Source organism: Acidobacteriota bacterium, from assembly GCA_039028635.1.
Lineage (GTDB): Bacteria > Acidobacteriota > Thermoanaerobaculia > Multivoradales > JBCCEF01 > JBCCEF01.
On record JBCCHV010000048.1, the window covers coordinates 1 to 22,931 of the forward strand.

Annotated in this window: 13 protein-coding genes; 8 read left to right on the forward strand and 5 right to left on the reverse strand. The window is 68.0% G+C overall.

Annotated features, from left to right (window positions below; all coding sequences use genetic code 11):
* Positions 1-159: 159 nt before the first annotated feature.
* Complete coding sequence (locus tag AAF604_17835) at positions 160-2,388, reverse strand: DUF5916 domain-containing protein (GenBank protein MEM7051533.1); 2,229 nt, start codon at positions 2,386-2,388, stop codon at positions 160-162.
* Positions 2,389-2,664: 276 nt separating this feature from the next.
* Between AAF604_17835 and AAF604_17840 the strand changes: the two genes are divergently transcribed.
* Entirely contained in the window at positions 2,665-3,183 is a 519-nt protein-coding gene (locus tag AAF604_17840) for a hypothetical protein (protein MEM7051534.1), read from the forward strand.
* Here the strand turns inward: AAF604_17840 and AAF604_17845 are convergent.
* Positions 3,165-4,463 (reverse strand): methyltransferase domain-containing protein, encoded by a 1,299-nt coding sequence (locus AAF604_17845; GenBank protein ID MEM7051535.1) that lies wholly within the window; start codon positions 4,461-4,463, stop codon positions 3,165-3,167. The genes AAF604_17840 and AAF604_17845 overlap by 19 nt on opposite strands.
* Positions 4,464-4,794: 331 nt before the next feature.
* Here AAF604_17845 and AAF604_17850 point away from each other — a divergent pair, with 331 nt between their 5' ends.
* The 3 genes from AAF604_17850 (at position 4,795) to AAF604_17860 (ending at position 7,423) form a co-directional block, all read left to right on the forward strand.
* Entirely contained in the window at positions 4,795-5,190 is a 396-nt protein-coding gene (locus AAF604_17850) for a hypothetical protein (GenBank protein MEM7051536.1), read from the forward strand.
* Complete coding sequence (locus AAF604_17855) at positions 5,180-6,043, forward strand: hypothetical protein (protein ID MEM7051537.1); 864 nt, start codon at positions 5,180-5,182, stop codon at positions 6,041-6,043. Before AAF604_17850 ends, AAF604_17855 begins: the two co-directional genes overlap by 11 nt.
* Positions 6,044-6,295: 252 nt before the next feature.
* On the forward strand, positions 6,296-7,423 hold the full coding sequence (locus AAF604_17860; GenBank protein MEM7051538.1) for a hypothetical protein: 1,128 nt from the start codon (positions 6,296-6,298) through the stop codon (positions 7,421-7,423).
* A 40-nt stretch (positions 7,424-7,463) separates the two neighbouring features.
* Here AAF604_17860 and AAF604_17865 read toward each other — a convergent pair whose 3' ends face one another.
* Together AAF604_17865 and AAF604_17870 are read right to left on the reverse strand one after the other, a co-directional pair.
* On the reverse strand, positions 7,464-9,275 hold the full coding sequence (locus AAF604_17865; GenBank protein MEM7051539.1) for a UbiD family decarboxylase: 1,812 nt from the start codon (positions 9,273-9,275) through the stop codon (positions 7,464-7,466).
* 6 nt (positions 9,276-9,281) lie between these two features.
* On the reverse strand, positions 9,282-10,256 hold the full coding sequence (locus AAF604_17870) for a cysteine synthase family protein (GenBank protein ID MEM7051540.1): 975 nt from the start codon (positions 10,254-10,256) through the stop codon (positions 9,282-9,284).
* 322 nt (positions 10,257-10,578) lie between these two features.
* Here AAF604_17870 and AAF604_17875 point away from each other — a divergent pair, with 322 nt between their 5' ends.
* The 4 genes from AAF604_17875 to AAF604_17890 all read left to right on the forward strand — a co-directional run bounded on the left by AAF604_17875 (position 10,579) and on the right by AAF604_17890 (position 21,311).
* On the forward strand, positions 10,579-11,040 hold the full coding sequence (locus AAF604_17875; GenBank protein ID MEM7051541.1) for a ClpXP protease specificity-enhancing factor SspB: 462 nt from the start codon (positions 10,579-10,581) through the stop codon (positions 11,038-11,040).
* A 185-nt stretch (positions 11,041-11,225) separates the two neighbouring features.
* Positions 11,226-12,599: an MFS transporter gene (locus AAF604_17880; protein ID MEM7051542.1), complete on the forward strand. Its 1,374-nt coding sequence runs from the start codon at positions 11,226-11,228 to the stop codon at positions 12,597-12,599.
* Positions 12,599-13,348: a GNAT family N-acetyltransferase gene (locus tag AAF604_17885; protein ID MEM7051543.1), complete on the forward strand. Its 750-nt coding sequence runs from the start codon at positions 12,599-12,601 to the stop codon at positions 13,346-13,348. Before AAF604_17880 ends, AAF604_17885 begins: the two co-directional genes overlap by 1 nt.
* Before the next feature lie 70 nt (positions 13,349-13,418).
* The gene (locus AAF604_17890) at positions 13,419-21,311 is read left to right on the forward strand and encodes an amino acid adenylation domain-containing protein (GenBank protein ID MEM7051544.1); all 7,893 of its coding nucleotides are present in this window, start codon (positions 13,419-13,421) and stop codon (positions 21,309-21,311) included.
* 59 nt (positions 21,312-21,370) lie between these two features.
* Here AAF604_17890 and AAF604_17895 read toward each other — a convergent pair whose 3' ends face one another.
* Positions 21,371-22,747 carry a hypothetical protein gene (locus tag AAF604_17895; GenBank protein MEM7051545.1) on the reverse strand — a complete coding sequence of 459 codons (1,377 nt, stop codon included), beginning with the start codon at positions 22,745-22,747 and terminating at the stop codon, positions 21,371-21,373.
* Positions 22,748-22,931: the final 184 nt, after the last annotated feature.

Here is a 22,931-nt window from a genome sequence, read left to right on the forward strand (position 1 = left end):
CGGGCCCTTCCGGGCCCGGTCGCAGGTTGCCGATGAGCTTTTCAGCAACCTGCTAGCCGTCGGCGTCAGTCTGGGGACGAGACGGCCGCCTCCCGCGAGGGATGGCGGCCGTTTTCGTCGTGGCCTCGGTCTCGAGGCCAGAGCAACGGCGAGAGAGGCTCAGAACAGGTAGCCGAGCTTGAAGATCACCTGGCGCTCGCGCTCCATGGGGTCGCTCAGGGACGGCGCATCCCAGCCTTCGTTGTAGACCAGGAAAAGGTCCGAGCCGGGGCGGTAGGTCCAGCGAAAGCGCAGGTTGAGGCCGAGGGATTCGCTGGCGTCGCTGTACTGCAGCAGGCCGTTCAAGGACATATCCGGGGTGAAGGCGACGGCCATCCGTTGCCGCAGCAAGGTGGTGGAGAAGTCGCCGCCGCGAAGCTCGACGTCGTTGTAGAACCAACTCGTCTCGAGGCGCAGGAAGCGATTTGGGCGCCAGCGGCCGGTGACCTCGAGGCCCGTGCGATCGCCGTCGAAGAACTCGCCGAAGCGAGCCGCGAAGAACCCCGACAGGGGCAGGCTGCTGTTGGTGGCCCAGAAGCCGCGCAGGGAGCTGAATTCGTGGCGTCCGACGGGAATGAAGATGTCGGGCCGGATCTCGAAGGGCTCGTCGAGATCCTCGACGGAGTGCTCGGCGAAGAAGAAGATCTCGTTGGCCGTTTCGAGCTCGATGCCGAAGAATCGGAACGAGGCCCAGAGGCTTTCGAGGCTGTCATCGAGGCGGGTGAAGACGTCGATATCGGTGCCGAAGTTGTAATTGAGGATCCAGGGCGTCTCGGGGCGCGGCTCCCAGTCGAGCTCGCCGCGATAGCGGCGAATGCCGTTGCGGCGCACGAAGCCGAAGTCGGGGGAGAAGTCCTCTCCGATCTCCTGGACTTCGAGCTCCCAACCCCACAGGTCGCTCTCCCACTCGGCTTCTGCACCGGCTGCCCAGGCGCCGTCCTGCGGTGATCCCGAGGCGTCGCCCGCGGCGGAGTCGTCTTCGATGCGGGCCCAAAAGGCCGACAGGGTGAGGCGGTCCGTCGGCTTGATGTTGGCGTCGAGGCCGTAGGAGCGCTGGTCGCCGCTGCCGTCCTCGGTGTCGATGTTGGTGAACATCATTCCCACCGTCGAGCGTTCGCCGAGGTTGCGCTGCACCCGCAGCACGCCCCAGTTGGTCTCGGGAACGACCTCGCGCTCGCCGTCCTCGTCGGTGAAGGTGGCGGCGTCCGTCTGGGCGTCGAGAAAGCCGACGTTCCAGCCGCCGGCCCTCCCTGACAGACGGGCACCCCACTCGAGGGGTACCGGGTTGCCTTCCGGACTGATGCCGATGCGACGGGAGAAGAACAGTCCGAGGACCGGGGCCCCGGGGCCAAAGCCGAAAATGCCCGAGTTCTCGAGGAAGAAGTCGCGCTTCTCGGGGAAGAAGAGGGAGAAGCGGGTGAGATTGACCTGCAGAGCATCGGCTTCGACCTCGGCGAAGTCGGTGTTGTAGGTGAGGTCGAGGACGAAGTTGCGGGTCAGCCCCCACTTGATGTCGAGGCCGGCGTCGGTCTCGTCGTCGGAGCCGGTGTCGACGTTGTCCCGGTAGGCGCCGGTGACGAAGGGCATGATCTGCAGGTTGAGGCTGGGCTCGGGGAGCTCGAGACCGGTGAGGTGTCCATAGCGCGAGACCCGGAAGAGGTTGGCGTCGAGGCCGATCGGAGCCCAGAAGGCGAACTCGTTGTTGCGCCGCACGACGCGGCGAATCTGCAGGCCCCATGTGTCGAGGCTGGGATCGAAGCGCAGGGTCGAGAAGGGAATCGCGAACTCGGCGATCCAGCCTTCCGGTCCGCGTGAAGTGCCGACCCGCCACAGGCCATCCCACTGGAAATTGTTCATCTCCCCTTCATCGGCGATCAGCGCATCGGTGCGCGCTCCGAGGGGATTGGTCTCGAACATGTAGGTGTTGCGGTGATCGTGGAAGGTATCGAGGAGCACCACGAGGCCGTCGTCCCGAAACAGCGAGCCATCGCGCTGCATCTCCCGCGCCACCAGGCCGGCGGCATCGTCGTCGTCGGCCCGGATGCCGACATAGAGGGTGGTGTCCGAGAACACCACCTGGAACTCGGTGTGCTGGCTGATCGGCGCTCCCGGTTCGGGATTGCGCTGGGTGAAGCCGGTGGCCTTTGGCGCCTGCTGCCAGATGGGTTCGTCGAGGCGACCGTCGAGGGTGATCTCGCCTGCGGTCCGAAGGGCCCGGACTTCGGGCACCTCACCCTGGCCTTCGTCCGCCATGATGGCCAGGGGCCAGAGAAAGACCGCCGCCAGAGCCGCGATGGCGACCCGGCGCAAACCACACTGCCACTCGATGCCTTGCCGGCACTGGAGCATCCCTCGACCTCCCACCCAAGCGGTGACTGCAAAAGGACTCTGATTCGCCATCGACGGACGGCGCTGCAGATTTTCTACTACGGTTGTACGAGAAACAAGGGCCGGGTGTTTATTCACGAAGTCAGTCCCTCGCCGTTCTCTCTTACGAACGCGGGGCGCGAATGTCCCGGCCTGCGGCACGGCGATTCGCATCGAATCGCGATAGGGAGGATGTATGAGTCGAAAGTTCGTTGGATGTCGTCCCAGGGCGGCCTTCGGTGGTGTCGGGAGAATCTCATGAGTGGGGACCACGAAGCGGCCGTGATCGAGAATCCGGTGGCGCAGCAGATGGTGGACCTGACGGAGGCCCTGGTGAAGGCCCTCGAGCTCGAGAATCGGCTACTTCAGGCGCAGGAAAGTGGTCTCGTGACCCTCTTCGAACAGCTCGCTTCGCTCTTCGGTTCCCTCGATGCCGCCGATGACGGGGCTCGCCGGGAGGCTCTTCCGTCGCTGTCCGCCGATGCGGTGGAAGACACCGATGGCAAGCCCCAGGATGCTCCGCCCGCCGGTGCCCAGCAGCTGGTGGCGACGAGTAAGTCGTCGCTCAATCCGGCGGCGGATCCGGCCGAGACCCTCGAATGGCTGACGCGAGTGACGGCGGAGCTCCTCGCCGGTTCGATGACGGCGACGCTGGTGACCCGCAACCGTCTCGACAGCCTCGCATTGGAGCTCTTGGTGAGCGCCGAGGCCCTCCTCGACCAGTACCTGGCAGCGGCGACCAGCGCGGCAATCGAGCGTCAGCTCGAGGCTGGTTGAGGACCCTCGACCTCGAGCTCGAGCACCGTCGTTGGCGAGCCGCGGTCGGCGAACCAAGCGACCTGCTCCGCCACCAGATCGAGGACTACGCGATAGGAGCCGGCCTCGTCGGGGGCTCGCAGGGTCAAGGTCACGGCGGCTTCCCCGCCGGGGGCGATATCTTGCGGCAGGGGGGCGCGGGCCCAGTCGCGGAGTCCGTCTTCGCCGGGCTTCTGGAGGCGAGCGCCGAGGCGCGTGTCGCCGGCCCTTTCCCGAGCGCCGCCGGCGATCCAGCGGGTATCGCCCCGGTTGCGCAGGCGGCAGTCCAGCTGGAGCTCTTCGCCGGCCGACGCGATGAGGGGCGCCGTCGCGGTCTCGACGGCGATCTCGGCCGCTAGCCAACCGGGTCGGCGGGTGGTCGGCTGTGGCTCGCCCTTGTAGATCAAGATGAAGTGTTGCGCCAGCAACTCGCCGGTGAATCCCTTCCAGAAGCGCGTGAAGCCCTTGCCCTGGAGAAAGCGGGGAAAGTCCGCCGCCGGCACCGGCGGGGGATTCAGCGCCACCGGCACGACCAGGGTGCGGTCGAAGCCTGCGGTCCGGGCTTGGCGATCGAGCTCTTCGACCACCACGTCGTTCTCCAGCACACCGGTCTCCGCCGCTTCCTGCTGCCCGACCTCGGAGGCGGAGTGCTCGCGCCCCGGCTCGCTCATCGCGACGATGCCTCCGGGGCGCAGCACCCGGGCCATCTCGGCGAGTAGCTGGTCGGTGTTCGGAATGTGGTGGAAGGCGTCGTGCAGCACGATGCGATCGCATTGGCCGTCGGCCAGCGGTAGGCGGTAGCCATCGTAGGGCAGGAACTGCGGATCGAGATCCCAGCGCGTCCGGGGGTTTTGCTCGAAGACCTCCCGTGCCATCTCGAGGGCGGTGGGAGAAACGTCGACGGCGATGGTCTGACAGCCGAACAGATTGAGGAAGTGGGACACCCAGGCGCTGCCCGCCCCGAGCTCGAGAACCACATCGCCGGGACCGACCTGGAGATGCTCGAAGAGCACCCCGAGGTTGAACAGGTAGCGCGGGAAGGCGAAGGGATCGCTGAACGGCTTGCCTTGGATGTAGTGCTTGGCCTCGGTGTCGAGGTAGTACTGCTCGGCGGCCGTATTGAGCTCGTCGGCGCGGGTGGCGAGGTCATGGCCGGCCTCGGCCGGCGGCTCCGGCACCCGGATCTGAGGTCGCAGCAACAGCCGGGCGAAGAGGTCCGAGATCTTCTCGACCAGGGTGAAGGGGCGGGCGGGGTCGGCCATGGCGGAGGGAGTATGCCATTCCGCCCCGGGGCTGACCAGCCTCGCGCCGCCGACCCCCAAGGTGACCTTTCGAGACGTCTTCAGTGGTTGGTCCCTCGGCTCCTGTTGAGCCGCTCCGCTTCCGTCGTGACACCCGCAGCTCTGAGCGAAGGCAATAGAAAGTATTTGACAGTCTGAGTTATCAGAGGATAAGTTGTGATTCATTGAATGTTTTCTGTAGATCGTTAGTGCAGAAATACAGATGCGCGCCGCTGCGTCATCGAGGAACTTGCTGGATCTATCGACTTCAATGGGCGCGCTGCGCCGTGGCCTCGGCTAGAAAGGATCCTCGATGAAAATCAACCAATGGCTTTTTTGTATCTTGCTCATTCTGGTCGCGAGCGCGACCTACGGATATCCGGCGGTCGAACCCGCTGATGATTCTCTGGGCTGGCTCGAAGGGCAGACGGATGTCGCGACGGACTCGAACCAAGAGCTCAAACCCGGCGACTCTCCGGAAATTCTCGATGAGCTCGGTTACTGCCGCGGCATCGGCGTCTGTAGTCTCACGCCGGGCTGCATCCAATTGCCGACCAGCCTGCGCCCGCAGGGAGCGAGGTTGGCTGCCGGTCTCTCGGGCTGGTGGAGCAATCCCCTCAAGACGAAGTGCGGGACGAAGAGCTGCTTCCTGGTACTGCGCTGCCCGTGCGGTAAGCGTTTGATGACGGAGATCTGCGATGGCTGCTGATCTCCGAACCCGAACTTCTGGCCTCTCGCTGACGCTCTTGCTGCTGGCGCCAGCCGCTATGGTGGGAGAAAACGGGCCGCTCGATGAGTTCCTCGCCCAGTACTCGCGCATCGAGAGCCTGCACATGAAGGCGTCGGCGATCGTCTCGCTCGAGACCCCGGAAGGGCCTCGGGTAGGCAGTGTCCAGATCGAGTACTGGGAGTCCGGCGGTAGGTATCGCCTGGTGAGCCGTTCGGAACGCGGCCTCAAGCTGGTCGCCGACACCGAGACCGCCTTCGATGGCGAGTCCTTCCAGCTCTGGCTGCGCGACGAGAACATTCTCTCGCTAGCGCGGCAGGACTCGAAGGTCCCGACCTCCGCGATGGAGAATCCCTTCTTTCTGCCGGTGCAGTTCCTGCGTTCCGATGGCCGCCTCGGTGAAGGGGCCCTGCGACTGGCGGACGTGGTCCGGGCGTCTGCTGTCGTCGAGCGGCCGCAGCAGGGCGACGCGGAGCTCATCTTCGGCGATGCCTACCGGGTGGTGACTCAGACCGAGCGTGGCAAGGCCGTTCCGAGGGTTATCCAGCAGCGGGCTACGGGCTCCGCTGGTCACAGCCTGATCGAGCTGCGGGATTATCGTCCCTATGGGCCCAAGGGGCTGCTCTTCCCGGCCGGCATTTCGGTGCAGGTGGTGGACCCGAAAGCCGGAACCCTCCGCACCGAGATTCTGATCTCGACCCTCGAGTTCGATCTTCCACTGCCAGCGTCGACCTTCGTCATCGCCGGCGATGACGAGACCCGAATCTGGAACTCCGACCTCGAGCGCTTCGAGGACGATTCCGGTATGCCAGGGGAGCCTGGCCCCGGAGGCTGATCCTCCGGGCTGGACGATCGAGCCCCATCCAACCAGATCAAACTTTCGCTTCGAATCGCCGCGAGAGCGACCTGCGGGAACCTTGCGCCGCGGGGTGCGTTTTCCCCTTTGGGGATGGGATTCAGGCCGCGGTGGGGAAGGACCGTGGTGCCGTGCGGTTCGACCTTGCCGCGGCCTTGGTCTGGGATCATCGGCTCTCGGAGCTGCTGGGCCGCTACCGGCGGTGGCGCGAGGGCGACAGGAGGGCGAGCGGTGAAGGGTGCTTTGCGGTGGATGCGATTCGGGTTGGTTCTGAGCCTGGCGTTCGGGGCTTCGCTGGCGGCGGGGGATGAGCAGACGCTGGTTCTGCCCCGCCCTTCCGGGCCCGATGGCGTCGGCACCATGGTCTGGCACTGGATCGACGAGGAGCGCCCCGACGAGCTCAGCGCCGACAGCGGAGACCGCCGCGCCATCATGGCCCAGGTCTGGTATCCGGCGACGGTCGCGGAGGACGCGCCGCGGGCGCCCTATGCACCGCTCCATCCCGAGCTGACGATGGTTCGCCCGTGGAGCGTCCCTTCGGCGCCGCTGGTGGCCGCAGGGGGGCGCTTGCCGGTGGTGGTGTTGAGCCCGGGCCGGGGCATGGCGCGGCACTTCTATACCGGGGTGGCGGAAGATCTCGCCAGCCACGGCTACCTGGTGCTGGCCGTCGACAGTCCCTATATCGGTCGCGTGATCTATCCCGATGGGCGATTGATCTCTCCCGACCCTCGGTTTCGACCGAGCCGCGAGTTGATGATGGGGCCCTACGAGGAGGTCGACCGTTTCTTCGAGCCCCCGACCGCCCTTGGTGCCGGCGACATCGCCTTCGCCCTGCGACGCCTCGCCGAGCTCGACCGCGCGGATCCGTCCGGGCGCCTGACCGGGCGAGTCGACCTCGGCCGGTTGGGAGTCTTCGGCCATTCTCTGGGCGGGCGGATCGCCGGCGCCGTGACCGGCAGCGATGAGCGAGTCCGCGCCTTTGCGGCGATGGAGGGGGTGGCGCCGCGGAAGGTTCGCCAGGGCGGCCTCGATGCTGCCGCCTTGGTGCTCTACAGCAGCTCCCTGCCGGACATCGCCCAGCCCAATCTGCGCGACATCATTGCCAACCGGCGCAACGATGTGTTCTTGGCTCGTCTGGAGGGCTTCGGCCACAACTCGGTGACCGATCTACCGCTGCTCGATCCGGCGACCTACGGGGCCGAGGTCGACTCCGGGCTCGGCCTCGAGCGGACGAGAGCGCTGCTGAGAAGCTTCTTCGACCGCTACGTGCGCCAGCGGTCGGTGTCCTTCAACGCCCTTGGGGAGTTGCCCGAGGTGACGTTGGAGCACTTTCCGGCGCCGCCTTCAGGCAACGATTGAGCCAGGCCCGAGGACTGTCGCGGACGCCGCCGTCCTCGCCTCAATCGAGATGGGCGCGGTCCGAATCGCCCATCTCGACGCCGCCTTCGGGGAAGTACTCGCGCCAGCGTTCCTCGACCGTCGCGGCGGTGGCCGCATCGCAGAACAGCTCGTCCGGGAAGTCCGGCTTGAGACGGGCGTCGATCAGCACCGGGGCTTCGAAGGCGAGGTGATTGCGCACCCGGCGAATGTCGCGGGCGTAGATGTCGGCCCCGGGCTCGAAGCGGGTGAAGGTCGTCCACAGGAAGTTGACCGCGCTGGCGGCGGCCCGCTGGGGCTCGTCGGTGAGCACCAGCAGCTGCCAGTCGGCGAAGGCGGGATGGGCGGCGAGGCGCTCGGCGGCCGCCGGATCGTCGCCGAAGGCGGGCCCTCCGACCACCAGGCAGCCGGGGCAGAAGACTTCGACTCCGGACACCTCCGGCGGCGGCTCCACCGGGGGTGAGAACTCCCGCGGTAGCTCGCGGCACGGCTCACCGATGCCCAGCCAGACCCCTTTCGAGCCGCGGTTGACCTGGGGGCCGTTGTAGTCGAGGGTGTCCATCGACAGATGCGAGAAGACGTAGAGGTCGGTCTCCGGACGGGTGCGCTCGAGGAGATGGGTCAGGACGGCTCGGAAATCCTGCAGGTCGAGGGGCCGGTCGATGGCGATGAGGAACTTGGTGAGCGAGAGCTGACCTTCGCCGAGGATGCGGAAGGCGCTCGCCATCGCTTCGCGGGGGTAGCGATCCTTGACCACGGCGGCCGCCAGCGAGTGGTAGCCGGTTTCGCCGTAGGACCAGAGATCCTGCACCGCCGGCATGACCAGCGGAAAGAGCGGTGCCAGCAGCTCCTGCAGCAGGTCGCCGATGAAGAAGTCTTCCTGGCGCGGTTTGCCCACCACCGTGGCCGGGTAGAGGGCGTCCTTGCGATGGGCGATGGCCTCGAGCTCGAAGACCGGGTAGTCGTGGCGCAGGGAGTAGTAGCCGTAGTGGTCGCCGAAGGGGCCTTCTGGACGCCGGATCTTCGGCGGCACCTTGCCGATGAGGGCGAACTCGGCTTCGGCGATCAACGGATGGGGATGGCTCGCCAGTGGGCCGGCGGTGCGCGGAAGGCGGTGGCCGGCGATCAGCGAGGCCAGCATCAGCTCGGGAACGTTCTCCGGCAGCGGCGCGATGGCCGACAGGATGAGGGCCGGCGGACCGCCGAGGAAGACGGTCACCGGCAGCGCTTCGCCGCGCTCCTCGGCGAGGCCATGATGGAAGCCACCGCCCTTGCCGATCTGCCAGTGCATGCCGGTGGTCGTGCGGTCGTGAACGTGCAGCCGGTACATGCCGAGGTTGTGCCCCTTGCCGTCCGGGTGCTCGGTGTAGACCAGCGGCAGGGTGACGAAGGGACCGCCGTCTTCGGCCCAGGTGGTCAGCACCGGCAGGCGGTCGAGGCGCGGCTCGCGGCTCACCACCTCGAGGACCGGCGCCCGGCGCCGATTGCGCAGGCCGACCCGCAGCGCCTCGCGGGCGACGTCGCGGGCCCCCCACAGCTTGCCGGCGGTCGGCGGCAGCAGGGTCTCGGCGAGCTCGACGAGACGTTTGATGAGGCGGAGGGGGCGCTCGCCGAAGGCTTGCTCGGCTCGTCCGGCGGTTCCGAAGAGGTTGGTGACCAAGGGGAAGTCGGCACCGCGAACGTTGGTGAACAGCAGGGCCGGGCCACCGGCGGCGATCACCCGGCGGTGGATCTCCGGAACCTCGAGGCGGGCGTCGACCGGCGCTTCGACCACCGCCAGGTCGCCCTGGCGGCGCAGGTTGTCGACGAAGGTGCGCAGGTTGGGATACGACACGTCGGGTCAGGCCTCCAGGCCTTGGGCCCTCATCCAGTCCTGGTTGAGCTTCGACAGATAGCGCTCCCCGGAGTCCGGGAAGAGGGTGACGATCACCGCCTCCGGGCCGGCCGTCTCGGCGACTTGCCGCGCCGCCACCGCCGCGGCACCACCGGAGGAGCCGGTGAAGATGCTCTCTTTCTTCGCCAGCTCGAGGACCGCCCGATAGGCGGCGCCGTCGTCGACGGTGATGATCTCGTCGATGGTGTCCATCCAACAGCTCCCGGGCAGGAAGTCCTCGCCGATACCGTCGATCAGGTACTGGTGGATCTGGTCTTCCGGGGGCATTTCGCCGTGCTCGTGGTAGTAGGCATAGATCGACCCGACGGTGTCGACGCCGACCACCCGGATGTCCGGGTTCTGCTCCTTGAGGAAACGTGCCGTGCCGCTGATCGTGCCGCCGGTGCCGACCCCCGCCACCCAGTGGGTGATGCGTCCTTCGGTCTGCCGCCAGATCTCCGGCCCGGTGGTCTGATAGTGGGCCTCCGGGTTGGCCTGGTTGTGGTACTGGTACGGCAGATAGGCGCCCTCTTCATCGCGGATGCGCTCGGCGACCTTGTAGTACGAGCGCGGGTCGTTGGCTTCGACGTTGGTCGGGCACAGGATGACCTCGACGCCGAAGGCCTGGAGCAGGGTGACCTTTTCCTGCGGAATCTTGTCGGCGGCGGTGCACACCATGCGGTAGCCCTTGAGGTTGGCGGCCATCGCCAAGCCCAGACCGGTGTTGCCGGAAGTCGGCTCGACGATGGTCCCTCCCGGCTTCAGGAGACCCTGCTTCTCGCCGGCCTCGATCAGTGCCTGGCCGATGCGGTCCTTGACGCTGGAGCCCGGATTGAAACTCTCGATCTTGGCCGCCAGGGTGGCCCCGCCGGGGGCGAAGCGGCTCAATCGAACCAGAGGAGTGTTGCCGAGAGTTTGCAGAATATCGTCGTAGATTTCCATGAAATTCACTTTCTGAGTGGTTTCGGCCTTCCGCAGGCCGCAGCGGGCATCACGCCCTCGGGGAGGGCGATCCTATCAGCCTCGACGGCCGTGACGGAGAGCTCGGTTCGCCCGCTGAGGGAGGCGCTTCGGGGTCCTGTCGACGAAGGACCGCGAGTTGCTGTCGGCAGCAAGCAGGCGCCTGCTACTCGAGCCGAAGCGAGTGGCGCGAGGCAGCGGTAGAGCCGCTGAGGATGGTGGTGAAGACGCACGACCTGTGGGGGGCGCCCGGCGCCCCTCGAAAGGCAGCAGCCTGCTAAAGTGCAGGCGGGGGAGGGAACCTATGGCCGACGGCAACCTGGACTATCCGGCACTGGTGCAAGAAGCGCTGAGGGATGTGGTGCGCCTGGCGCTGGAACAGGTCGTCGAGGATGGTCTGCCGGGCGATCATCATCTCTACATCGCCTTTCGCACCACCGACCCCGGGGTGCAGATCCCGTCCTCCCTGCTCGCTCTCCACCCGGAAGAGCTCACCATCGTCCTGCAGCACCAGTACTGGGACCTCGAGGTCAGCCGCGAGGAGTTTTCCGTCGTTCTCTCCTTCAGCGGTCGGCGTCAGCGCATCGTGGTGCCGTTCTCGGCGATGACCTCCTTCGCCGATCCCGAGGGGCCCTTCGGTCTCAAGTTCGAGGCACCGACCTCGGAGCCCGATCCGGATCCGGAAGAGGAGCCGGTACCGGAGCATGGCGAGATCGAGGAGTCCGACAAGGTGGTTTCGCTGGACCGCTTCCGCAAGCGGCGCTAGTCCGCGCCTTCTTCCGCGGACGAGATCGCACCGAGCGTAGTCCCTGTTGCCCCGACCGCGGGCAAGATCGGATAAACCTATTTGCTTTTCAATATCGTAATAGGGGTATGATTCCGAACAGAGAATGAGAAAAATATTTTCAGTTACTTAAATACATGACGACAGTCATGCAAGGAGAGGCCGTCATGGGGGAATCCTCGCCGCCCGGACTCGGGGCGTTTCTTCGTATCTGGTTGGGACAGTCGATCTCGCTGTTCGGCTCCGGCCTCACCGCCTTCGCGGTCGGGGTCTGGACCTTCGAAACCACCGGCTCGGTGACGCTCTTCTCGCTCATCGCAGTGGCCGCCTCTCTGCCGCCGATCTTTCTCTCGCCCTTTGCCGGCGCGCTCCTCGACCGCCACGACCGCCGCTGGCTGATGATCCTGAGCGACGCCGGTGCGGCGCTGGCGACGGGGGCGTTGGTGCTGTTGATCTGGAGCGGAGCCCTCCAGATCTGGCACCTGTTCGTGATCGCCGGCCTGAGCGCCGCCTTCGGGACTTTCCAGCATCCGGCCTTCTCCGCCGTGACCACCCTCTTGGTGCCGCGGGAGCACCTCGGGCGTGCCGCCGGTCTGGTTCAGATGGGGCAGGCCGGAGCCCAGATCCTGGCCCCGCTGGTCGCCGGCTTCCTGCTGATCAAGATCCAGCTCGCCGGTGTCATCGCCGTCGACTTGGCGACCTTCCTGCTGGCGGTGATTCTGTTGCTGACGGTGCGCATTCCACGACCGGAGGTCTCCGTTGAGGGCGCCGGAGCGCGTAGCTCGCTGTGGCGCGAAGCGGCGTTCGGCTGGCACTACATCCGTCGACGCGGTGGCCTGTTGAGGCTGCTGGCCTATTTCGCCGGGCTCAATTTTCTGGTCCCCCTCGGCATGCTGCTGGCGGTGCCGTTGGTGCTCTCCTTCCGCACTGCCGCCGAGCTCGGCACGGTGCAGGCCATCGGCGGAATCGGCTTTCTGGTTGGCAGCATCTTCATGGCCGGCTGGGGAGGTCCCAAGAAGAAGATCCTGGGAATCCTGGGTCTGGCGCCGCTGATCAGCGTCGGGTTGGTGGTGACCGGAGCCACCGCCTCGGTACCGTGGATCGCCTGCGGGCTGTTCTTGGTCTTCTTCACCTTCCCGATCCTCAACGGCTGTAGTCAGGCGATCTGGCAGACCAAGGTGGAACCGGACGTTCAGGGGCGGGTCTTCGCCATCCGTTCGCTGGTGGCGCAGGGCACTGCGCCCCTCGGCTTTCTGCTGGCGGGTCCCCTTTCCGACCGGGTATTCGGCCCATTGCTGGCCGAAGGGGGCCCACTCGCCGACACCTTCGTGGGGCAGGTGATCGGAGTGGGCGCGGGACGGGGCGTCGGGCTCCTGATGGTGACCATGGGGGGAGTCTTCCTGGTTCTCACCTTGTTGGCATTCGCTTCGGGTTCGTTGCGGCGACTCGAGGACGAGCTGCCAGACGCGGTGTTGCCCCAAGCAGCGGCCCAGGAACCGTCGCCGACGGATTCGCCGGAAGCCGAGCCACAGGTGGGCTGATGGACCTCACCGTTTGCTCTTTGGCCGAGCGACCGGACCTGCGGCGCAAAGTCGAAGCCCTGCAGCGCAGGGCCTGGCCGCTCTTCATGTGGCTGGGCCACGATGAAGCGGCGGAGCGCTACTGGTCGGCGATCTTCGAGACCTTCGCGGCGTACCAGATCTGCTTCTTGGTCGGTGGCAAGGTGATCGCCGCTTCCCACAGCTTGCCTTACGGGTGGGACGGCAGCATCGAAGGCTTGCCCGCCGGCTGGGACGACTCCCTGGTGCGCGGCTTCGACCATCACCGCGCCGGGCGCGCGCCGAACACCCTCGGGGTGCTGTCGATGGTGCTGTCTTCCAAGCATCAAGGGCAGGGCCTGAGTGGCCGCATGGTCCAGGAGTTCGTTCATCTCGCCCGGCGTCAGGCCCTCGACACCTGCATCGTGCCGGTGCGGCCGACTTTGAAGCACCAGCACCTCGAGATGGCGATCGAAGACTACGTCGCTTGGCGCCGCGACGATGGTCTGCCCTGGGACCCCTGGCTGCGCGTCCACGCCCGCCTCGGGGCCGAGACCTTGGCCATCGCCCATGCCTCGATGACCTACACCGGAACTCTTCGGGAGTGGGAATCGTGGACTCGCCTGAAATTTCCCGAGAGCGGTTCCTATCCCATCACCGGGGGATTGGTTCCCCTCGAGGTCGACCGCGACCACGACCGTGGGACCTACGTCGAGCCCAACGTCTGGGTTCGCCACCGGGTGGCTTCCTGACGACGGTCGACCGCCCTCGCTTTGCTGTCCCTTGAATTCGATTTCGCACCAGCCATGAGGAACTCCAGCCATGACTGCTACCCAGCTCGACCGCGGGAAGCGCAACGCCCTGCTGCGCCGTGCCCTCGAGGCGCGACGTTCGCAGAAGCAGGCCTCGTCGGCCGCTGCCGACGCCGCCATGACCTCCGCCCAGGAACGCCTGTGGTTTCTCGAGCGCTTCACCCCCGGCACGCCGCTGTTCAACATCACCCGGGCCTTCGAGCTGCGGGGTGCCCTCGACGCTGATCGCCTCGAGCAGGCCCTCGATCGGCTGATCGCCCGCCACGAGGCCCTGCGCACCGGCTTTCGCACCGTCGATGGCCAGCCGCTGCCTTTCGTCGTTCCGTCGGCGAGCTTCGCCCTCGAGCGCAGAGATCTCACGGAGCTCGCTTCGGCAGCGCGGTCGGTGGCCCTGGAGGAGATCGAAGCAGAGCTGGCGCGGCGGCCCTTCGACCTCGAGGCCCCGCCCCTGTTGCGCTCTCTTCTGGTGAGGGTCGAGGAGGACCACTACCGCTGGCTGCTGTCGCTGCATCACCTGGTCTTCGATGGCTGGTCGCTGGACGTTCTCTTGCGCCAGCTGGGAACGCTGTGGGAGTCCCTGGGGGCGCCGCCGCGAGGGGGCTCGGAGGCGGCGGGCTTGGCGCCGGAGGCGGTGCCCTTCTCGGACTATCAGCGCTGGCAGGCCGACGGTGGTTTGCGCGACGCCGATGGCGCCTACTGGCGGGATCTACTGGCTGGGCCGCTGCCGGTGCTCGATTTGGCCACCGACCATCGGCGGCCGGAGGTCGCTTCCCTGGCCGGTGATGGCCTGCACTTTCGTTTGCCGACGGCGGAGCTGCGGCAGCTCGCCCAACGCGCTGGGGTCAGCCTGTTCTCGGTGCTGCTCAGCGGCTGGGCCCTGACCCTCGGCCGCCTCGCCCAGCAGGGCCGCGTCGTGGTCGGCACGCCGGTCGCCAACCGGCTGCGGCAGGAGACCGAAGACACCATCGGTCTGTTTGTCAACACCCTGCCGCTGGTCCTCGACGTGACCGGCGAGGGCACCGTCCTCGACCTGCTGCAGCGGGTCCATGAGCGGCTGCTCGAAGGACTGGCCCACCAGGGCTATCCCTTCGCCCGCATGGTCGAGGATGCCGCTCCGGGACGCCGTCTCGGCTACACCCCTTTCTTCCAGAACCTGTTCTCCTTCCAGAATGCCCAGGGCGAGGCCTTGAAGCTCTCCGGTGTCGAGGTCGACGGACCGCGAGTGGTCGAGAAGGGCGCCGTCGAGCTCGACCTCATGATGACCCTCGAGGAGCGCCCCGACGGCGCCGTCGATGGGCGCTTCGGGTACCGCACAGAGCTGTTCACGGAGGCGACGGCGACGAGCTTCCTGGACGCATACCGCCAGGTGTTGGCGGCGATGGCCGCGGCTCCGGATGGGCTGCCGGCGAGAATCCCTCTGGTGCCGCCGGAGGCGGTGGTGGTGCCGGTGGCCGGTGACTGGCCGCGCGACGTCAGCCTCTACGATCTCTTCGTCACCCAGGCGGCGGTGCAGCCGCAGAAGGTGGCGCTCTCCTGGGCGCTGGGCGATGGCGACGAGTCCTTGACCTATGGCGAGCTCGCCGAGCGGGTCGAAGGGCTGGCGGCTCATCTGCAATCCCTCGGCGTGGGGCCTGACGTGGCGGTCGCCGTGGCGCTGCCGCGGAGCGGCGATCTGGTCGTTGCGCTGCTCGCCGTGATGGCCGCGGGCGGGGCCTACGTGCCCCTCGATCCGAGCTACCCGCGGACTCGCCTGGAGCACATGCTCGACGACAGCGGTGCCGATCTGGTGATCAGCGAGGCGGGAGTGCTGCCGCGGGAGCTGGTCGCCGACCGCCAGGTGGTGACGGTCGCTGCCGGCGACGAGCACGAGGGCAACCTGAGTCCGGTCTTGGGGGCCGACTCGCGGCTCGCCTACATCATCTACACCTCCGGCTCGACGGGGCGCCCCAAAGGCGTCGCCTCGAGCCATCGCGGCGCCGTCAGTCTGCTGCGCTGGGCGCGCCGAGAGCTTGCCGACGAGGTTCCCGACGGTGTGGCGGCGGTGACCTCCGTGTGCTTCGACCTGTCGGTCTTCGAGCTCTTCTTTCCGCTCGCCTGGGGCGGCAGCGTGGTGCTGCTCGAGAATCCCCTGGCGCTGGGGCGCCTGCCGAGCGGTCTGGCGAGCCGGATCCGTTGGCTCAACACGGTGCCTTCGGTGGCCGCCGAGTGGCTGCGCCAGGAGGCCATTCCGCCGACCGTGCAGCGCCTCTCCCTGGCCGGTGAGCCGCTGCGCCGCTCCCTCGCCGATGGTCTCTACGATCTGCCCGGCGTCACCGAGGTCTACAACCTCTATGGCCCCTCCGAGGACACCACCTACTCCACCGGCGTGTTGGTACCGCGTCGAGAAGCCACCGAGCCGAGCCTCGGAACGGCGATCACCGAGACCGGTGCCTACGTGACCGATGATCGCCTCGAGCTGCTTCCCCAGGGGGCGGCCGGCGAGCTTTGCCTGGCCGGCGCCGGGCTGGCTCGCGGCTACCACGGTCAGCCGGCACGGACCGCCGAGAGCTTTCGCCCGGATCCCTGGAGCGGTGAGCCCGGTGGCCGGGTCTACCGCACCGGCGACCGCGTGCGGCGCCGCGCCGACGGCGAGCTCGAGTTCCTCGGCCGCTTCGATCATCAGGTCAAGGTCCGCGGATTGCGCATCGAGCTGGGCGAGATCGAGACCGCCCTCGAGGCTCATCCCGCCGTGCGGGCGGCGGCGGCCGGCGTCGAGGGAGTGGCGGAGGATGCCGTGCTGCGGACCTGGTACGTGGCGGACGGCGAGCCTCTGTCGGACGACGAGCTGCGGACCTTCCTCGGGCGGAAACTGCCGCAGTTCATGGTGCCGACGAGCTTTCGACGTCTCGACGAGCTGCCGCGGTCTCCGAACGGCAAGCTCGATCGCGCCGCCCTGCCGGTGGGGCAGGATGATGACCTTCCGACGGCGCCACCGGTGGCGCCGCGCAACCGTCTCGAGGCGGTGGTCGCGGCCTGCTGGGGTGAGGTGCTGGAGCGCTCTTCGGTCAGCGTCCGGGAGGACTTCTTCGCCCTCGGGGGGCACTCCCTGAAGGCGGTGCGGGTGCTCTCCCGGATCTACCAGGAGCTGGGAGTCGAGCTTCCCCTGCGGACCCTCTTCGAGGCTCCGACGGTGGAGCGTCTGGCCGCCCACCTGGCATCCGTCGGAGCGTTGCCGGAAGGCGGCGGGGAGATCCCCCGGCGGGCCGCCGAGCAGCCGCCCGCATCCTATGCCCAGCGCCGCCTGTGGTTCATCGATCGCCTCGAGCCGGGGGCGGTGGCGTTCAATCTGCCGGTGGCCTTCCGCCTGCGCGGCGAGCTCGACGACGGGGCCCTGTCGGCGGCCCTCGAAGACCTGACGCGGCGCCATGAGGTTCTGCGCAGCCATTTCGCCGTCGATGGCGGTGAGCCGGTGCAGGTGATCTCGCCGCCGTCGCCGGTGGCCTTGCGTCGGGTGGTCGCCGAGGGCGACGACGGCCTGCGGGAACAGGCCGTCGAGGAGGCTGCCGTGGCTTTCGAGCTGACCACCGGCCCGCTCTTCCGAGCCGTGCTGGTGGAGCTCGGGGACGACGATCATGGCCTGCTCCTGACGCTGCATCACAGCGTCGGCGACGGCGTCTCCCTGGACATCCTCTTCGGCGACCTGGCGGCCTTCTATGACGCCCGCCGGTCCGGCCTCGAGGCCGACCTCGAGCCGCTGTCGGTACAGTACGGCGACTATGCCGAGTGGCAGCGGGCTCGCCTCTCGGCGGCCGCGATGGCGGAGCATGTCGACTGGTGGCGAGAGAATCTGGCGGGATTGCCGCCGGTGCTCGACCTGCCGACCGATCGGCCGCGGCCGGCGACCCAGAGCTATCGCGGTGGGCTCGTCCGGCGGGTGCTGCCGGAATCAGCGGCGAACGCCCTGCGGCAGCTCGCGCGGCAGCACGGGGTCAGTCTCTTCATGGTGTTGCTGACGGCTTACCAGGAGCTGCTGCGGCGCTACTGCGGCGTCGAGGACCTGGTCACCGGAACCGCCATGGACAGCCGTCGGCGGCGCCAGCTCGAGCCCTTGATCGGGCTCTTCCTCGACATCCTGGTGGTGCGCGGCGACTTCCGTCGGCGCCCGACCTTCGGCGAGGCCCTGGAACGTCTCCGGCAAGCGGTCTTGGCGGCCCAGGAGCACGCCGAGGTGCCCTTCGAGAAGCTCGTCGAAGAGCTGGTGCCGGAACGCAGCTTGGCCTACGCGCCGCTGGTCCAGGCGGTCTATGCCTTCGTCGAGAAGGGGCGCCGCCGGCTGGCCCTCGAAGGCCTCGAGGTGAGCCCCGTCGAGGTGCCGCAGGAGACCTCGAAGTCGGACCTCAGCCTGCAGGCGACGGAGCTCGACGACGGTCTCGAGCTGCTCGTCGGCTATCGCGCCGATCTCTTCGATCGCAGTACCGCCGAGCGCCTCGCCGGCCACCTCGCCCACCTGCTCACCGCGCTGCCGGCGAACGCTCGGCGACCCCTCGAGCACACCCCTTGGATGGACGAGACCGAACGCGCCGAGGTCCTCGCTGCCTGGCGGGGGCCGGAGCGTCGTCGGCCGCCTTTCCGCTCGGTGGCGGCGGAGATTCTGTCCCGGGCCGAGGAACGCGCCGAGCAGACCGCCGTCGAGGACGATGGTGGCCGTCTGTCCTACGGTGATCTGGCGCAGCGGGCGCGCGCCCTGGCGGCGCGTTTGCGAAAAGGACGCGGCGCGGAGGAGACCCCGATCGCGGTGCTCCTCGATTCGGATACGGCGGGGGTGGTGGCGTCCCTCGCCGTCTGGCTCGCCGGCGCGCCTTTGCTGCGCCTCGATCCCGACTATCCGGACGAGCGTCTGCAGATGCTGCTGGCAGAGGCCGGGGTCGAGCAGGTCATCACCCGCGGTGAGCTCACCTCGCGGTTGCCGGCCGGCCTCGAAGCGGTGTTGCTGGCCGGCGCAGCGCCGGCAGCCGGGGCTCTCACCGCGGTCGAGGCGGAGGCCCTCGCCTATGTCGTGTTCACTTCGGGTTCGACCGGCACGCCGAAGGGCGTCGAGGTTTCCCACGGCGCCCTGGCGCGCCATTGCCTCGAGATGATCGAGAAGCTCGAGCTGACTCCGGTGGATCGGGTGTTGCAGTTCGCGGCGCCGGTGTTCGATGTCGCCTTCGAGCAGCTCTTGCCGCCGCTGATGGCGGGGGCGACGGTGGTGCTGCGCGGCCACCGCCTGTGGACCACCGACGAGCTGCGCCGTCGGCTGACCAACCTGACGGTGGTCGATCTACCGTCCGCCTACTGGCAGCAGCTGGTGCGTGATGCGCAGGGCGCGGTCGGAGGTGATCAGGCGGCCGACTGGGGCTCTCTCCGCCTGGTGCTGGTGGGCGGCGACGTCTTCCCGGCGAGCTCGGTGGGTGAGTGGCACCAGGTCGGTCCGCCGGCGGTACGGGTGCTCAACGCCTACGGGCCCACCGAGGCCACCATCACGGCGACCATCCACGACCTCGACGGGGCCCGCGATGGCCAGCGACCGCGGGTCCCCATCGGGCGGCCCCTGGGCAACCGCGAGGTGCGCATCCTGGACGATCGCGGCGAGCCGGTGCCGTGGGGAGTCCCCGGTGAGCTGCTTCTCGGCGGCGAGGGTTTGGCCCGCGGTTACCGTGGCGATCCGCGCAAGACGGCGGCCGCCTTCGTGCCGGATCCCTTCGCCAGCGAGCCCGGCGGCCGTCTCTACCGCAGCGGCGATCGAGCCCGTTTCCTGGCCGATGGTGCCATCGACTTCCTCGGTCGCCGCGATCATCAGGTGAAGGTGCGCGGCTTCCGCATCGAGCTCGGAGAGGTGGAGGCGGCGCTGCTGGCTCATCCGGCGGTGCGCGAAGCGGTGGTGACGGCGCCGCTCGAGGAACGTTCCCAGGAGCGCATGTTGGCCGCCTATCTGGTTGGCGAGGTCGACGATGGCGAGATGCGCGATCACCTCGCCGAGCGCCTGCCGCCCTACATGAGGCCCGCCGCCCTGGTGCACCTCGACGCTCTGCCGAAAACCCCCAACGGCGTCATTCTGCGCAGCGCCCTGCCGGCGATCTCGGCGGAGGAAGCCGCCGATGACGAGTACCTGGCGCCGCGAACCGCCAGCGAAGAGCTGCTCGCCGGGCTGTGGGCCGAGATCCTCGATCGGCGGCGCATCGGTGTCGAGGACAACTTCTTCGACATCGGCGGTCACTCCCTCGATGCCACCCGCCTGATCCATCGCCTCGAGGAGGTCTCCGGGATCGTTCTCGAGGTCACCGACATCTTCTTCGCCCAGACCGTGGAGGAGCTCGCCGAGGTCTTCGAGGAGGCTTTGCTCGAGGCGGTCGAGGACGGCTCCGGTGGCGAGGCCGAGGAGAGCGACGAGTCACTGCTCACCGAGGGCGCCTGGCAGGAGGGCGCCATGCGTCACTCGGACGCCACCGAGGAGTCTCTTCCGGAGGAGCTGCGGCGGGCCTTCGACGGTCGCCTGCGGCGGGCTCTCGAGCGCAGCGCCTATGAGGAAGCGATTCCGCGGCGCGACGAGATCGGACCGGCGCCCCTGTCCTGGTCCCAGGAAATTCTCTGGTTCGTCGAAAACCAGGGCACCAATCCGCCGAGCATCTATCGCTTCTATCCCACCCTCGGGCTCACCGGCGCACTCGATCGGGCGGCCCTGGCCGAAACCTTCAAGGCCCTCGGGCGCCGTCACGACATTCTGCACACCCGTTTCGCCGCCAATGCCGAGGGCCACAGCTTCCAGGAAGTGGTGGCGGACTTTGAGCTCCACCCCCTGGAGGTCGATCTCACCGCCTTGCCGGAGGAGCGGCGCGCTCCCGAGGCGGCGCGCCGAATCGGCATCGAGAGCAACCATGCCTTCGACCTGTCGCGACCCTCGATGATGCGGCCGGTGCTGTTCCGCCATCACGAGACGCTCCACTGGCTGCTGCTCTCGGTGCACCACATCATCGTCGACGACTGGGCCTTCGGGGTGCTGTTCCGCGAGCTCTCGGCCCTCTACGAGGCCTTCTGTCTGCGCCGGCGGTCCGCCCTGCCGGAGCTCTCGATCCAGTATGCCGACTACGCCCTGTGGGAGCGCCAGCGCCTCACCGGCGACTACTTCGAGCGCCTGCAGGCTTACTGGCACGGTCGCTTCGCCGACGGTCTGCCGCAGATTCGACTGCGCACCGATCGGCCGCGGCCGGCGCTGCCCAGCTATCGCGGCAGCTACTCCGAGGCGGTCCTGCCGGCGGAGCTGGTTTCGGCCCTCCGGCAGCGCAGCCGGGAGGAGGACGCCAGCCTCTTCATGGCTCTGCTGGCGGCCTTCAAGCTGGTGCTGTCGAGCCGCTCCGGCCAGCGCGACGTGATGGTCGCCTGCGCCAACGCCAACCGCCCGCGGCAAGAGGCGGAAGCGCTTCTCGGCAGCTTCTTCAACCTGATGCTGCTGCGCACCGAGCTGACCGGCGATCCCACCCTGCGGCAGCTCCTCGGGCGGGTCAAGGAAACCGCCCTCGGCGCCTACGCCCACCAGGAGTTTCCGTTCATCCTGGTGGCGCCCGGCTATCAGCCCGAGGGTTTGCCGCCGGGGAAGCCGCCGATCCAGGCCTTGTTCACCTTCCAGAACGCGCCGCCGGGCGGGGTCGCTCTCCACGGCCTCGAGGTCGAGAGCGTCCACGTCGACAGCCACGTCGCCACTGATCTCGACCTCCTGCTGTCGATCAAGGACGCCGGCGACGAGCTCTACGTCGGCCTGGTCTACGACAGCGACGTCTTCACCGCCGAGACCCTCGACGAGATGCAGGCCGAGTACCGCGCCTATCTCGAGGCGATGGTGGCGAGCCCGGACGCGCCGCTGTCCGAGCTCGGGGAGGCCTTCGAGTGAGTCGCTGAGGAGGCGGCGATGCGGTGAGCTGCGACGCAGCACCGGCGCGGCCGCCGCGCTCAGGCGAAGAAGGGCACGCCGATGGTGGCCCCTTGGCTGCGGTTGAGGACGCCGCTGGAAGCGAGTCGCGGCGCCAGCCGGATCCAGATGCCGCCGAACTCGTCGCCGAAGACGAACAGTCCCCACACGATGTCGTGGGGTTGCGAGCCGGCGGCTCCGGCTTGCAGCTCGCGCGGCCGCGCCGCGACGTACTCCTGAACGATCCAGTCGCCGCCGGCAAGGGCCTTGCGGCAGGCCTCGCTCCAGGTGTCCTGGTCGACCCGCGGGCCGATCACCACGGCGCGGCCGCCGAGGGACTCTCCCGCCTTGAGCACGAGCTGCTCTCGCTGCTCCTCGACGAGCTCCTCGAGGTCGTAGAGCTCGCCGCGGAAATCGACCTCGCCACGGGTCACTGGGCGGGTCCAGGGAACGGCGGTGGCGATGAGGTCCCGTTCCTCGGGGCTGAGAGCGGCCGATTCCAGTCCTTGGGATAGCAGGGCGAGGTTGCGCTTGTCGCCGAGAATCATGCCGACGGGGCTCGAGTAGAGGTCGACGTAGCCGGCCTTGAAGCTCTGGAAGAGCTCGCGTCCGGTGTCCTGATCGCTGAGGTCGACGATGCCGTGGAGGCGATGGCCCCGGCCGTGGACCCGTCGGCGGTGAAAGCTGAGCTCATCGTGGGGCAGGAGGAGGAGCTCGATGGCTTCGCCCGGGGCGGTGCTGCGGATGGTCTCTTCGAGGGTCTTCTGGTAGAGCGGCAACGGGTGCCCCGCCGGGGAGTAGGCGGAGTCGCCGGTGGCGGTGACGATGGCGAGGCGATAGGGGCGGCGCCGCGGCTCCACCCGCCGGTGGCGCAGGACGTGCCGGAACAGCGGTGCGAGAGAGTCGCGGTGGCGCCAGGGGCGGTCGCCGCCGCGGGACAGCTCGAGGTAGGCGGGAAAGGTCTCGAAGAGCGGTGCGAAGGCCGAGTACTGCAGCCCCCCGAGGTTGCCGAAATTCAGCTCGAGGCAACGGAAGCCGTCGTCCGTTTCGAGAAAGTCGCCGCGGGCGAGGAGGGCGTCGGCCCCGGTGGGCTCTGCCATCAACAGCCGGGCCAGCAGGTCGCTCGACAGGCTGTAGAAGGAGCGCAGGCGCTCGGGATCACCGGCGAAGAAACGCCAGGGAATCTGGCGGATGAGGCGAGTCAGGGCAACGGCGGTGCGGGCGAGATCCTGCTCCTGCTCGGCATCGAGTAGCAAGGGCCAGGGTTGAAGGCCGTAGTCGCCGGAGGAGGTCCGGTTCGAGACCCGCGGAATCAGTCGCCGCGCCGATTCGAAGAGGGGTGCGAAGGTTTGCCGCAGGCGAAGCTCGGGGTGGTGGTCGACGTAGGTGAGGAAGTCTGCTTCGGAGTGACGGGTCATGGGTGTCCTCGGGGCCGCCGCGGGCGGCCATTTCGGCTGCTGAACGGAACTTGAAGAACTTCAAGGAGCGGATGACGGACCGCAAGCCGAAGAGCTCCGCCGGAGAGGCCGGCGGCAGGACACGGATCGAGGAAAAAACAGAAGGCTCCCTCTCGCGGCGCGACCGGCCCTGCCCCGGGGTGCG